Raw genomic sequence first — 13,547 nt, 5'->3', positions numbered from 1 at the left:
GCGCCCCGCCACCCACCTGATCGATCGCCCTTAGTGAAGAGAGTGAATCCTTGAACCCGCGCCGTAGCATCCCGGTCTCCCTCGCCGTCCTCGCCGCATCCTGCGGACTCGGCGCGGGCACCGCCAACGCCGCCTCGGTCAGCACCTGGGACAAGGTCGCCCAGTGCGAGAGCACCGGGAACTGGAGCATCAACACCGGCAACACCTACTACGGCGGGCTGCAGATCAGCCTGGCGAACTGGCAGCACTACGGGGGCACCGCGTACGCGGCCCGCCCCGACCTCGCCACCAAGCGGCAGCAGATCCTGATAGCCGAGAAGATCCTCGCCGACCAGGGCGCCGGGGCGTGGACCTGCGCGCCGGGCACGGGTCTCGCCACCGACCACGCCAACCCGTACCCCAGCGGGGCCGGTACGGAGTCGGGTGGGGCGGGTCGGGTGCGCTGGGCGGACTTCGACGGCGACGGCCGCGCGGACTACGTCATCCTGAACGACAACGGTTCGGCGCGGGTGTTCCTGAACAAGGGTGGTGACGGCCACGGCGGTTGGAGCGACCTGGGTCAGGTCACGACCGGGATGACGAACGACCGTAGCCGGGTGCGGTTCGCGGACTACGACGGCGATGGCCGCGTGGACTACATCCTGATCAACGGTGACGGGTCCGTCCGGGTCTTCCTGAACAAGGGCGGTGACGGGCACGGTGGTTGGAGCGACCTGGGTCAGGTGGCGACCGGGCTCACCGCCAACCCGGCGCAGGTGACGTTCGCGGACTTCGACGGTGACGGTCGTACGGACTACGTCATCACCCAGCCGGACGGTGCGGTGGGTGTCTTCCGCAACACCGGGATCGGCAGCTGGAGCGACCTGGGCAAGGTCGCCGGCGGTGTCACCAGCGACACGTCGCGGATCAAGTGGGCGGACATCGACGGTGACGGGCGTGCCGACTACAACATCGTGAACCCGGACGGCAGCATCACCAGCTACGTGAACCACGGTGGTGACACCGGTGGCGGCTGGACCCTGCGTCCCAAGATCACCACGGGCCTGACCAGCAACCAGAACACCGTCGACCTGGCCGACATCAACGGTGACGGCCGTGCCGACTACCTCGTGACCACCGGTCCGACCACCGCCTTCCTCAACAACGGTGGAGACGACCGGAACAACCCCGGCTGGATCGACTACGGCCAGATCGCCGCCGGCGCCTGAACCGCGACCGGAAACAGGGAAGGAACCCCGTGAAGCGCACCACCACACTCGCCATGGCCGCGGTGACCGCAGTGGCCGCACTCGCCGCCGTGGCCCCCACCGCGTCCGCCGCCGCACCGACGCCCGCCCCGGTCCTGCGGGTGATGCCGCTCGGCGACTCGATCACCGCCGGGTACCGGAGCACCACCGACGCCGGGTACCGCGGACCGCTCGCCGACCTGGTGGCCCAGCAGAACCGCTACACCGTCGACCTGGTGGGCTCGCGCGGCAACGGCGCGGTGCTCGACCCGGACAACGAGGGCCACAGCGGGTCCATGGTCAACGACCTCCTCGCCGGAGTCGACGGATGGCTGGCCGCCGCCCAGCCGGACGTCGTCCTGCTCCACATCGGCATCAACGACCTGGACCGGGGCACCGACAAGGCGCACGCCGCGGACCGGACGTCGGCGCTGATCGACCGGATCCTCGCCGACCGGCCGGGGGTGACCGTCCTCGTGATGGGCCTGATCCCGACCACGCCGAACCTGACCGCCCAGGTGGCCGACTACAACAGCGCCCTGAGCCAGGCCGTCCTCGCGAAGCAGGCCCAGGGCCGCAAGGTCCGCTACACCGCCGCGCCCGCGCTGACCCCGGCCGAGATGGCCGACGGGCTGCACCCCGACGACCTGGGCTACCAGCGGCTGGCGCAGACCTTCGACCAGGCCCTGGACCGCGCCTTCACGGACGGCCTGGCCGCCCCGGCCCCGGTGCACCACGCCGGTACGGAGTCGGGCGGGGCGGGCCGGGTGCGCTGGGCGGACTTCGACGGCGACGGCCGCGCCGACTACATCGTCCTCAACGACGACGGCTCGGCCCGGGTCCTCCTCAACAAGGGCGGTGACGGCCACGGCGGCTGGAGCGACCTGGGGCAGGTCACGACCGGGATGACCAGCGACCGCAGCCGGGTCCGCTTCGCCGACTTCGACGGTGACGGCCGCGCGGACTACATCCTGATCAACGGTGACGGGTCCGTCCGGGTCTTCCTGAACAAGGGCGGTGACGGCCACGGCGGCTGGAACGACCTCGGCCAGGTCGCGAGCGGGCTCACCGCCGACCCCTCCCAGGTCACCTTCGCCGACTTCGACGGCGACGGCCGCGCCGACTACCTCATCACCCAGCCGGACGGCGCCGTGGGCGCCTTCCTCAACCGGGGCGGCGACGGCCACGGCGGCTGGATCGACGACGGCAAGGTCGCCGGCGGTCTCACCACCGACCGCGGCCGGGTCCGCTTCGCCGATCTCGACGGTGACGGGCGTGCCGACTACAACGTCATCAACCCGGACGGCTCCATCACCACCTTCCTCAACAAGGGCGGCGACGGCCACGGCGGCTGGACCGACTACGGCCGGACGGCGACCGGGCTCACCACCGACCAGGCCACGGTGGCGCTGGCCGACATCAACGGTGACGCCCATGCCGACTACCTCGTCACCACCGGCCCCACCACCGCCTTCCTCAACAACGGCGGTGACGGCCACGGCGGTTGGACCGACTACGGCCGGATCGCGGCGGGCGTCTGAGCCGGCGGGTCATTGATCGACCCGCGTGGCGCGATGCGTAGGGCGGTGGTCTTCGCGGTGGGGAACTTCGCGAAGACCACCGCCCCGCGCGTTCGCGCCCGTACGGCCGCGGTCGGCGGCTACCGGCGGGCGAGCGTCGCCGTGACCGCGTCGCGGGCGGCGTCGCGCGGGTCGGCCTCGGTGGAGAGCCAGGCGAGGTGGCCGTCGGGCCGGACGAGGGCGGCGGTGACGCCGGACCAGGCCGGGCGGTGGCCCGCTGGGCGGTCGCCGGCCGGCGGGGCGGTGTGGACGTCGAGGCCGGGCGTCACGTCGTGGGCCAGCGGCGCGAGCGGTGACGGGGCGTCGGGGGCGGTGGCGAGGTCGAGCAGGACGTAGCGGCCGCGGCGCAGCAGGGGCAGCAGCGTGCCGCCGCCGTGGACGGCGAGGTCGGGGGCGCGGGTGCCGGTGAGCGGGTGGGCGCCGGACGGGTCGGCGGGCGGGTAGGTGACGGCGAGCCCGGCGGAGCGCAGGGCCAGGGTGTCGGAGAACTCCGGGACGCCGGCGATGAGTTCGCCCAGCAGGTCGCGCATGGCGAGGTTCTCCGGGGTGTAGGTGGTCATCAGGCCGGTCTGCGCGCGGGTGCTGCGCAGCAGGTCGGCGCCGACCGGGTGGCGTTCGGCGTGGTAGCTGTCGAGCAGGCCCTCGGGGGCGGTGCCGGCGAGGGTCTGGGCGAGCTTCCAGCCGAGGTTGCCGGCGTCCTGGAGGCCGACGTTGAGGCCGGGGCCGCCGGCGGGGAAGTGGGTGTGGGCGGCGTCGCCGGAGAGCAGGACCCGGCCGTGGCGGTAGCGCTCGGCCTGGCGGGTGGCGTTGCCGAAGGTCGAGATCCAGCGCGGGTCGCGCATCCCGAAGTCGCCGCCGGTGATCCGTCGGACCCGGGTGCGGAGCTCCTCGACGGTGGGGGTCTCGGGCCGTTCCCGGACGCTCCGCGCGTCGTTGCCGACCACCCGGTGGAGGCCGTCGGGCAGCGGGAAGACCATGACGGTGCCGTGCTCGTTGGAGATGGAGTGCGCGGCCGGCGGCGCGTCGAGGACGACGTCGGCCATCCAGGCCCAGCGGGTGGCGGCGGTGCCGGGGAAGCCGATGCCGGCGGCGCTGCGCACGGTGCTGCGGCTGCCGTCGCAGCCGACCAGGTAGGCCGCGCGCAGCCGCCGGGGCCCGGCCGGGGTGTCGACGTCGACGGTCACCGCGTCCTCGTGCCGGGTCAGCCCGGTCACCCGGTGCTCGCGCAGCAGGCGGACGCCGACGGCCTCGGCGTGGGCGGCGATGAGTTCCTCGGTGCGGGCCTGCGGCAGGGCGAGGGTGAACGGGTAGGGCGTGTCCAGCCGGGAGAAGTCCATCCGGCTGGTGAGCGAGGCGAAGTGTCCGCTGGGTACCCGCAGGCCTTCGGCGAGGAACGGCGCCACCAGTCCCCGGGCGGCGAACAGTTCGAGGCTGCGCGGGTGGACGGTGAGGGCGCGGGAGTGCGGGTCGGGCTCGGCCCGGGTCTCCAGCACGGTCACGTCGACGCCGTGGAGCCGCAGTTCGCAGGCGAGCCAGAGGCCGACCGGTCCGCCGCCGGCGATGACGACCGGGTGCGTGGCGTCCGGTGCGGTGTCGGGGGCGGAGGCGTGCGTGCGGGTGTGCGTGGCTTCGGACATGGCGAAGCCCCCTTTCTTGGTCACTGACCAACGATGGCTCCTCCAGTACACTTGGTCGGTGACCAAGAATCAACCCCGGACCACCGCGCGGCCCCGGCTCGACCCGACCGCCGTGGTGAACGCCGCGCTCGAACTGCTCGACGAGAAGGGCGCCGACGCCGTGTCCCTGCGAGGCACGGCCGAACGCCTCGGCGTACGGATGAACACCGTGCTCTGGCACGCCAAGACCAAGGCCCGGCTGCTGGAGCTGATGGCCGAGGCGATCGTCGCCGAGGTCCGGTTCTCCGACCTGCCCGAGGCCCCGGCCGAGCGCGTTCGCGAACTGGCCCGCCGCTACCGCCGCGGCCTGCTCGCCCACCGCGACGGCGCGGCCGTCGTCGCGGGCACCTACGCCGCCGAGCCTGCGACCCTCGGCTTCGCCGACCACGTCGTGGCGGCCCTGCTCAGCACCGGAGTCGACGAACGCCGGGCCGCCTGGACGTTCTGGAGCATCCAGTACCTGACGCTCGGCCTGACCCAGGAGGAACAGGCCCTCCGCGCCTCCGACGAGGAGCACACCCTCGGCCCCGCACTCGCCGACGGAGGCTACCCCGCGCTCGACCGGGTGTCCCGGCACATGGAGGACACCGCGTTCGACGAGCGCTTCGAGTTCGGCCTCGACCAGCTGCTGCGCCCCCTCGGGGAGGCCGAGGAGGGGTGACGCGGGCTCCGGGCGGCGGGGCCCGGACACGACGACCGGCAGGCCGTCCGGCTTTCGTCATGCGGCACGGACTCGACCCGGCGCTCCGGTGGACGCCGGTGGTGAACGCCCGCCCGCTGCGCCGGGTGCGCGCCCTGGTGCGACGGCGGCGGGCGTCGCACACTGGCGGGGCGACAGTAACCCCGGGTAACGCACGCGCCACCGTCAGCAGGGGGATGCCGATGGAGTACGTACCGATCCTGCGTGGCAAGGCGGGCGAGTTCATCGCCCTTCGCAACATCAGCGCCGACGTCCAGGCGCGCATCCGCCCGCTCCTCGAAGTCCACCCCGACCAGCGCCTGGCCGACGTCGTGCAGACCTTCGCCGACCACGCCGGGGACTACCTGCCCGGCAACCTCACCGTGACCGTCGACTGCGGGCAGCTCTGGCAGTACGGCGCCGTGGGGACCGGCTTCCGCGGCCACGCGATGCGCTGGCTCAGCGACGCCTTCCGCGAGTGGCTCCACACGCTCGTCCCCGCCTTCCGCACCACCGACCCGGACGGCTCCCTCGACGAGACCCGCCAGGCCCAGCTCGCCCACGGCGCCGGAGGGTGCCTGCGCGTCGACCTCAACCACCTGCCCCACGGCCCCCGGGAACTGACCGAGGACGTCCGCCGCACCCTCGACGCCGTCGTGCTCAAGCCGCCGGACACCGACCTGCTGCTCGACGCCGGCTACCTCCCCGACGCCGACACGGTCACCGGCCTCGTGCCACGGGCAACCGAGGTCCTGGCCTGGGCCCGCGCACTGCCCTGGCGGCGCATCGCGCTCGCCGGCGGCGCGTTCCCGCCGTCCCTGCGCCGCGTCACGCCCCACGTCCTCACCGCGCTGCGCCGCCACGACCTCGACCTCTGGGAGCGCGTCGCCCGACGGGCCGGAGGCCGACCGCCCGACTTCGGCGACCACGGCGTCACCCACCCCGAGCCGCCCGCTCCCGCCCGCGTGCGAGCCGCACCCGTCAACCTGCGCTACACCAGCGGGCGGCACTGGCACGTCGTGCGGGCCGTCGGCATGGCGGGGATCGACACGCTCCGGCTGTGCCGCGAACTCACCCGGGCCGAGGTCTGGTTCGGCGGTCGGACGAACGACGAACTGTCCTGGGGGGACGGTGAGATCCGCCTCCGGGCCGACGGCCTCGCGGCCGGTCCCGGCGGCCCCAGCCAGCGGCGCGCCTGGGAGACCTCCCACCACCTGGCCGCCGTCACCCGGTCCATCGCGGAGCGGGGACGGCCCTGACGGTGCCGCCCGCACGCGGGGCCGTGACGCCTACGGGTGACGCCTACTGGCCGACGTCAGGACGGCAAGGCAATTTGGACCGAGCAATGCACCCGCTCGGTGATCATTTGTCGGACAGGCTCCAGCCCTGCCGCTCCAGCCATTCCGAAATCACCTGGTTGGTTTCTTCCGGCATTTCCTCCTGGATCCAGTGACCGCAGTCCAGGCCGACCACTTCCACGTTGGGCACGAACTCTGCCAGTCTTTCGAACCTCGGGATCGCGAAGTCCTGGTCGCCGTAGATCATGAGGGCGGGCTGCTTGATGATCGGGTCCGCGTCCGCCAGCTGGTGCCAGTTGCGGTCGAGGTTCCTGTACCAGTTGATGCCGCCGGTGAATCCCGACGTCTCGAACGCGGCGACGTAGACGGCCAGGTCGCTGTCGCTCATGACGGGCTCACCGAGTGCTGTTTCCGCCTTGGCGAGGTTGATGAACGCCATGCCCGGCTCTGGGGATGCGGGGGGCACGTTCTTCCGGTAGAGGTTGCGGAGGAACCGGGAGGTGTTGGCATCGAATGCGGCGTCCGCGACGCCCGGCTGCCGGTTGAAGTGGACGAAATAGAAGTCGCCGCCGAGGAAGGTCTCCATGACCTCGATCCACGGCGTTTCTCCGCGCTCCTGGTAAGGCAGGCTCAGGTTGATCAGCTTGTTCACCCGGTCGGGGTGCAACAGGGTCAGCCCCCAGACGACGAACGCACCCCAGTCATGGCCGATGAAGGTGGCGTCCTCGTAGCCGTAGTGGTCCAGGAGCGCGACGAGGTCACCCGTCAGGTGTTCGATGTCGTAGTCCGTCACCTCGGTCGGGCGGGATGAGTTGCCATAGCCCCGCTGGTTCGGTGCGATGACGTGGTAGCCGGTCGCTGCGAGGACGGGCATCAGGTGACGCCAGGAGAAGGCGTGCTCCGGCCAGCCGTGGCAGAGCACGATGGGCTTGCCCTTGTTCTCTCGGCCTGCCTCGAAGACTTCGAGCTCCACACCGTTGACCTGGACGAGGGTGGGCTCGGGAAATTCTGCTGGATTGAACACTGCATTTCCTCTCTGGGGCGTTCGCCGGCGGTCGACCTCCTCGATGAGGCCATGTCGCCATCGTGCTCCCCAAACCGGTCACCCCATGACCGGTTTCCATGAGACTTTTGTCAGCATGCGATCCGATCGGCTGGTGGCCGTACTCCTCCTGCTCCAACGGCGCGAGCAGGTGACAGCCGCAGAGGTCTCCCGAGAGCTGGACGTCTCCGAGCGCACCGCCCGCCGCGACCTCGACGCCCTGGCCATGGGCGGGGTGCCCGTGTACTCCGTACAGGGCCGAGGTGGCGGCTGGCGCCTCGTGGGCGGCGCTCGTACCGACCTGTCCGGGTTGACCGCCAGTGAGGCCCGCGCCCTGTTCCTGGCCGTCGGTCCGGCCTCGGATGCGACGCCGGCGATGAAGGCAGCCCTGCGCAAGCTCGTCCATGCCCTGCCGAAGCCATTCCAGGTGCAGGCCGAGGCAGCGGCGGCGTCGCTGGTCGTGGACCCGCAGCGATGGGGGGCGAGCCGGATCGAGCACCGGCCGCCGCGCTTCCTCGACGAACTCCAGGACGCGGTGATCAGCGGCGTCCAGGTGTCGCTCGGCTACGTCGACAGCAAAGGCGTCGAAACCCGGAGAACCGTCCACCCGCTGGGCATCGTCGCCAAAGGTCCTGTGTGGTACCTCGTCGCCAACACCGGGACCGGCCGACGGGTCTTCCGGATCGACCGCGTGTCGTCCGCTGACCCGACCGGCGACCCTGTGCACCGACCCGGGGACTTCGACCTTGCCGAGAGCTGGAATGAGATCGCCGAAGAGGTCGATCGCAAACGAACGCCGCTGGAGGTCCAGGCGGTATGCACACCCGACGGGATAGGCATACTCCGGATGGCGCTCGGCGACCGGCTCGACGTGGGAGGTTCCACGGCCGATGGCCGCATCGAGGTCGTGATTCGCGGCCCCAACGAGTGCATCCTCGCCGGCGAGCTCTCCGGGCTGGTCGAATGGGTCGAGGTGACCGGCCCTCCGGGTGTGCGAGACCACCTGGCCTCGATCGGCAACGCCCTCGTCGAACGATACGGCCGGCCGCGCACCTGCGGAGACCTTCACCCGTCTTGAAGCGGGCGAGGCAGGGCTTCGCGAACAGTTCCGTTCAACAGGGTGGGTTCGTCCGTTCCGGCAGTCGCCTGGTCACGAGTCGGCGGGTCTGCCGGGCCCTCAGGTTCCGGGGCGCCGGAACGGCTTGAGCCGCACCCCCTCCAGGCTGTCGGCGATCAGCTGGTCCAACCGCCGCTCCCGAGTCTCGTCCCGCTTGGCACTGATCACATGGTGGATCGCCGACTTGCGGTAGGACGGCGCCTGCCCGCTGAACCACTCCCACGCCCGCGGTTCCGCTTGGAAACGAGCCAGCTGCGCCGCCTCGAACTCCCAGACCGGCTTCTCCTCGCGGCCCCGGTCACGGGCTTCGAACACCGCGATGCCGGCCGGCCGCATGAGCCCCTGCGCGGTCAGCTCCTCGATCTTGCGGAGGTTGACCTGGCTCCAGTTGCCGCGCGGCCTGCGCGGGGTGAACCGGATCGTCCAGGAGAAGTCGTCGATCGGGCTCTGCCGGCCGTCGATCCAGCCGTAGCACAGGGCCTGGTCGACCGCCTCCGACCAGCTCAGGGTGGGCTTGCCCGTTCCCTTCTTCCACATGCCCACCCGGCATTCGGAGGCAGTCGCATGGTGCTCCTCCAGCCAGTCCCGGAACTCCTCAGGACTTGAGAAGAAGGTTGGTTCCATGCGCGGTGCTCCCGTCGGTCGTCTCGTCGGTTCCATTGAACCCGTCGGGTGCGACAATCCGAGACCTGGGCGAAGCTGCTGGAACACGTCCAGGTCGACGATGCGGTGGGCCGGGGGGAGTGGACGGTTGCCGTGGACTCCACGGTGTAGGGGTGGGGCCCGTGTGTTCAGGCCATTCCCGGGTGCGGGCGCCCGAACCCGTCGCCCTGGCGGGCAGGATGGCCGGCAACCCGCGCCCCGCCCGGCCGGGCCTCGACGACCGATCGGAAGGCAGGAACCAGCGATGCCGAAGAGCCCACGGCGATTCTCGGCGGTGGCCACCGTCTGCGCCGCACTCATCAGTGCGGTGGGCCTCCTCGCACCGACCGCGCAGGCGCAGGTGCGGACAGGGGCACCGGCGTCGGTGCTCGCCGCACCGGACGCGGAGACGGGCCTGCCGAGGGACACCGGAACTCCCCCGGGCACCGAGGGCCAGTCCACCACGGTCACCCGTCCCGACGGCACCCAGGCGCGGTTCGCGGTCTTCTCGACCGACTACGCCACCGGCCAGACCATCTGGTACCGGACGCAGTCCGCCCCCGGCGGCCCGTTCGGCGCCTGGAGCCAGGTCAACGGCATGAGCCTCAACTTCCAGAACCTGGTGCTCACCGCCGCCGCGGACGCCGACGGCGCCCTGGAGGTGTTCACCATCGGATACCAGTCGTCGGTCCTGGTACGGATCCACCAGGCCGGCCCGGACGGTCCGTGGTCGGCGCCCGAGCCCTTCGGCCCCGCCGGGGCGGGCGTGCCGAGGTTCTTCGGGCCACCGGTGGCCTTCCAGCGGGCGGACGGCACGCTGGCCTTCTTCGAGGTCTACCAGGGCTCGGGCAGCCCGCGGTTGTACGTCAACGAGCAGAGCGCCCCCGGGGTCTGGGGCTCCTGGAACGATCTGGGATCCGGCCCGCTCCCGGCGGGGGTGGCCACTCCCTCCTCCGTCACGCAGTCGGCGGACGGGCGGCTGACGGTGCTCGCGCACATGTGGAACGCCACGTCGTGGACGGCCCGGATCTCCGAGCAGGCTCCGGGCGGCCCCTGGGACCCCTGGCAGGACTGCCGGAACGGCGGCTGCGCCGCGGGCTGACCCCGGCACCCGCCACCCGTATCCGAGCGGCGCCCCGCACGTGAACCCCTCCTGGCCTCCCGGGAGTTGCGTGCGGGGCCCGCCGCGTCCCCGCTCCGAGGCCGGTCCCGAAACCGGTCGACCGGCGGACTGATACGACGTCATGGAGCTCCCGTAGTACGGTCGAGGACACAGACGTCGACACGAGGGGGCTCGGATGCTGTCCGAAGCGTTGACCGCACTGGCCGCGGCAGGGGGAACGGCGGTGATGACCGCCGCCGGTACAGAGGCCTGGGAGGGCTTCCGGCGCAAGGTGGCGGACTGGTTCGGCCGCGGTGACGGTGGGCGCGAGACCGTCGAACTGGAGCGGCTCGACCGCACCGCTGCCGAGCTCGCCGGCGCCGAGGCCGGGCAGCTGGAGCGGCTCCGGATCCGTCAGGAGGCCTCCTGGCAGGCCAGGTTCGAGGCCTTCCTGGAGGCTCTGCCGGAGGAGGAGCGGGAGCGGGCCGGCGAGGCGCTGCGGGCTCTGCTGGAGGAGGCCGCAGCCCGGGGTTCCCAGGTCTCGGCCGGGGCCGGCGGGCTGGCCGTCGGCGGGAACGTGCAGGTCAGTGCCGATCGCGGCTCGGTCGCCGCCGGGGTGATCCACGGGGGTGTGTCCATCGGCCGCCCTTCGGTGCCGGATCCGACCGAGGGCTGAACGGACCGGCGGAGCAGAGCCCAGCAGCGCCGTCCGGCGCCGAGGTGCGGGCGGAGAACCACAGCGTCGCGGTCGGCCACGCGGACCAGGTGTCGTACTTCACCGGTCGTCGGGCGCCCGCGGGTTACCCGCTCCAGGTCGGCGTCGTGCCGAACGCCGCGCACCGCTTCCAGCACCGGCCCCTGCCCGACGCACCGGCGGGATACCGGGTCCTGCTCGGGACCGCCGGGGTCGGCAAGACCCAGCTGGCCGCGTACGAAGCCCGCACCGCCTGGCAGCAGGGGCGGCTCGACCTGCTGGTCTGGGCCGCCGCCGGTAGCCGGGCGGCGATCCTGGCCGCCTACGCCCGGACCATGGCCGAACTGAACGGCACCGAACCGGGCGACGCCGAGCTTGGTGCGCGGGAGTTCCTCGCCTGGTTGCGGCCGGGCGGAGCCGGGCAGACGGTGCGCTGGATGATCGTGCTGGACGGCCTGGCCGACCCCGAAGACCTGCGCGGGCTCTGGCCACCGGACGACCCGCACGGGCGGACCGTGATCACCAGCTGGCGCCGGGACGTGGCGCGCGAGGGGTCGGACCGGCACGTGGTCACCGTGCCCGTGTTCAGCCCCGCCGAGGCCCACGACTACCTCACGGCGGTGCTGAACACCGCAGACCGGGCCGAGTCGCCCGGGCAACTCTCGGTGCTGGCCGAGGAGTTGGGTCGCCTTCCGCTCGCCCTCGCGCAGGCCGCCCGGTACCTGACCGGCACCGGGCTGAGCTGCGCGGAGTACCTGGACCGGCTGCGGGACGGGGAACACCGGCTGGCCGACCTGGTGCCGGCCCCGGGCAGGCTGCCGGACGGACAGGGCGAACCACTCCCGCACATCTGGGACCAGGCCCTGCGACAGGTTGATCCGGCTGCCAGGCGGCTGCTGGAACTGCTCGCTCCGCTGGACCCGGCGGGAGTACCCCGGCCCGTGGTGGACAGGCTCACCGGGCAGGCCCTGCGACAGCCCGGGGAAGAGGCCAAGGAGACCGGAAGCGACCGGCTGCTCGACCTGTTGCACCGGTGCTGCCTGGTCGAGCACGACCCTTCGAACGAGCAGCGGAGGGTCCGCGTCCACCCCCTGGTGCAGCGGGCAGCCCACGAGAGCGTGCCGGCGCACCGGTCGGACGAGTCGATCGACCTCGCCGTCGAGGCACTCCTGGCCGGGACGGTGGTGAACCCCGAGCGCGGTTGGGAGCCCAGGTACGACGCGTTCTACGGACAGGCGCTCAGAGCGGAGGAGGTCGAGTCCTTGCTCTCCGGGGTGAGGAGGGCGAACCCGCCGAGTCCGCCCGAGGTCTCGGCGGCGACACTGCACGGGAACCTCGGGGCACTGCTGCGCGGGCCGTACCGGCGCAGACTGGGCTACCGGGAGAACAAGCTGGCCGTCCGGATGGGCGAGACCCTCGTGGCGGAGGGCAGGCCTGAGCAGGCGGTGGCCTACCTCCGATCGTTCCTGGCCGGGGTCGCCCAGGAGGCGGGCGCGGATCGTCCTGGGACGGGGGAGGTCAGGGCCGCCCTCGCCGAGGCCTGCGCGGCAGCCGGCGACCTCGCCGGCGCCATCGCGGAATACCGTGGCGTGATCGACGTCCAGGTGCGCGAGTCGGCCGCCGTGCCGCCCGGGTTGTACGGCCTCCTGTGGCCCGCGAGCGCCGAACGTGTCACCAAGCTGCGTCGGCGTCTGGCCCATTGGCTGGCGCAGAACGGCGACCTGGTCGAAGTCGCCGCTGTCTTCCGGGACTTGGTCGACGACGAACAACACGGCCAGGACCACAGGCCGGTCGACGTGTTCGACGAATACGCCTTGCGGGCCGAGGCCGCCGACTGGCTGGGTCGAAGCGGCGATCCCGCGGGGGCCGCACTCGCCTACCGGCAGATCGTCGAGGCATCGTCGGGCAGGTTCGGGCGGCGGTTCGCGGCGTTCTTCGACCTGCGCTACGGATACGGACACTGGCTGGGGGAGTCGGGCGACCCGCGCAAGGCCGTCAAGGTGCTGGCCGGCCTGCTGAGGGACCAGCTCCACGTACTGCACGGCAGACCGGAGGAAGACCCGTACGGGCGGTACCTCCGGACTCCCGATCACCGTCCGGTCACCTTCAAGACCCGGGCGGCGTTGGCCTTCTGGCTCGGTCGTTCCGGCGATGTGCGCGCGGCGGTGGCAGCCCTGGAAGAGCTTCTGGACGAGCAACTGCGCCACCTCGGTCCGGACCATCCGGACATCGCCGCCACTCGGCAGAACCTCGCCCACTGGCGGCAGCAGCAGAAGAGGAGGTGGCGACGTTACTGAGGTTCTCAGGGCGGAGTCGGTGGGGCGAATGACAGACCGGTACCGGTCAGGCCTCGCTCGATGAGGGTCGGCTGGGGCTGGATGTGTCGCAGGCCTCGGCGGAGGGGACACGTGGGGCCGCCGACCCGGGGCGGCGGCCCCCCCGCCGGAGTCAGGCGGGGGCGCCCTGAAGGCGGGCGAGGGCGTCGGAGGCC

11 protein-coding genes are annotated in these 13,547 nt (G+C 72.2%); 8 read left to right on the top strand and 3 right to left on the bottom strand.

All coding sequences use genetic code 11. The features are described from left to right. The first annotated feature begins 50 nt into the window (after nucleotides 1-50). Together ACFU7Z_RS23985 and ACFU7Z_RS23980 are read left to right on the top strand one after the other, a co-directional pair. Nucleotides 51-1,208: an FG-GAP-like repeat-containing protein gene (locus tag ACFU7Z_RS23985; RefSeq protein ID WP_380779514.1), complete on the top strand. Its 1,158-nt coding sequence runs from the start codon at nucleotides 51-53 to the stop codon at nucleotides 1,206-1,208. Nucleotides 1,209-1,237: 29 nt separating this feature from the next. Continuing rightward, nucleotides 1,238-2,767 carry an FG-GAP-like repeat-containing protein gene (locus ACFU7Z_RS23980; protein WP_380779512.1) on the top strand — a complete coding sequence of 510 codons (1,530 nt, stop codon included), beginning with the start codon at nucleotides 1,238-1,240 and terminating at the stop codon, nucleotides 2,765-2,767. A 119-nt stretch (nucleotides 2,768-2,886) separates the two neighbouring features. Here ACFU7Z_RS23980 and ACFU7Z_RS23975 read toward each other — a convergent pair whose 3' ends face one another. Continuing rightward, nucleotides 2,887-4,443 carry an FAD-dependent monooxygenase gene (locus tag ACFU7Z_RS23975; RefSeq protein ID WP_380779510.1) on the bottom strand — a complete coding sequence of 519 codons (1,557 nt, stop codon included), beginning with the start codon at nucleotides 4,441-4,443 and terminating at the stop codon, nucleotides 2,887-2,889. 58 nt (nucleotides 4,444-4,501) lie between these two features. Between ACFU7Z_RS23975 and ACFU7Z_RS23970 the strand changes: the two genes are divergently transcribed. Both ACFU7Z_RS23970 and ACFU7Z_RS23965 read left to right on the top strand, forming a co-directional pair. Beyond that, nucleotides 4,502-5,143, top strand: a complete 642-nt coding sequence (locus ACFU7Z_RS23970) for a TetR/AcrR family transcriptional regulator C-terminal domain-containing protein (RefSeq protein ID WP_380779508.1) — start codon at nucleotides 4,502-4,504, stop codon at nucleotides 5,141-5,143. Nucleotides 5,144-5,364: 221 nt separating this feature from the next. Then, nucleotides 5,365-6,420, top strand: a complete 1,056-nt coding sequence (locus ACFU7Z_RS23965; protein WP_380779506.1) for a hypothetical protein — start codon at nucleotides 5,365-5,367, stop codon at nucleotides 6,418-6,420. Between the two features lie 103 nt (nucleotides 6,421-6,523). On the opposite strand, the gene ACFU7Z_RS23960 is transcribed toward ACFU7Z_RS23965, so the two are convergent. Then, nucleotides 6,524-7,483 carry an alpha/beta fold hydrolase gene (locus ACFU7Z_RS23960; protein WP_117486051.1) on the bottom strand — a complete coding sequence of 320 codons (960 nt, stop codon included), beginning with the start codon at nucleotides 7,481-7,483 and terminating at the stop codon, nucleotides 6,524-6,526. Between the two features lie 115 nt (nucleotides 7,484-7,598). On the opposite strand from ACFU7Z_RS23960, the gene ACFU7Z_RS23955 reads away from it, so the two are divergent. Further along, nucleotides 7,599-8,579: a helix-turn-helix transcriptional regulator gene (locus ACFU7Z_RS23955; RefSeq protein WP_380779516.1), complete on the top strand. Its 981-nt coding sequence runs from the start codon at nucleotides 7,599-7,601 to the stop codon at nucleotides 8,577-8,579. A 99-nt stretch (nucleotides 8,580-8,678) separates the two neighbouring features. Here ACFU7Z_RS23955 and ACFU7Z_RS23950 read toward each other — a convergent pair whose 3' ends face one another. After that, nucleotides 8,679-9,155, bottom strand: a complete 477-nt coding sequence (locus ACFU7Z_RS23950) for a YdeI family protein (protein WP_259316350.1) — start codon at nucleotides 9,153-9,155, stop codon at nucleotides 8,679-8,681. A 370-nt stretch (nucleotides 9,156-9,525) separates the two neighbouring features. On the opposite strand from ACFU7Z_RS23950, the gene ACFU7Z_RS23945 reads away from it, so the two are divergent. The 3 genes from ACFU7Z_RS23945 (at nucleotide 9,526) to ACFU7Z_RS23935 (ending at nucleotide 13,353) form a co-directional block, all read left to right on the top strand. Beyond that, the gene (locus ACFU7Z_RS23945; RefSeq protein ID WP_380745016.1) at nucleotides 9,526-10,362 is read left to right on the top strand and encodes a hypothetical protein; all 837 of its coding nucleotides are present in this window, start codon (nucleotides 9,526-9,528) and stop codon (nucleotides 10,360-10,362) included. Between the two features lie 196 nt (nucleotides 10,363-10,558). Continuing rightward, complete coding sequence (locus tag ACFU7Z_RS23940; protein ID WP_074002806.1) at nucleotides 10,559-11,038, top strand: hypothetical protein; 480 nt, start codon at nucleotides 10,559-10,561, stop codon at nucleotides 11,036-11,038. 44 nt (nucleotides 11,039-11,082) lie between these two features. Further along, entirely contained in the window at nucleotides 11,083-13,353 is a 2,271-nt protein-coding gene (locus ACFU7Z_RS23935) for a hypothetical protein (protein WP_380779503.1), read from the top strand. Nucleotides 13,354-13,547 lie beyond the last annotated feature (194 nt).

The sequence above is a fragment of the Kitasatospora sp. NPDC057518 genome (genome assembly GCF_042802075.1).
GTDB lineage: Bacteria > Actinomycetota > Actinomycetes > Streptomycetales > Streptomycetaceae > Kitasatospora.
This window is presented reverse-complemented; position numbering and strand designations above follow the sequence as displayed.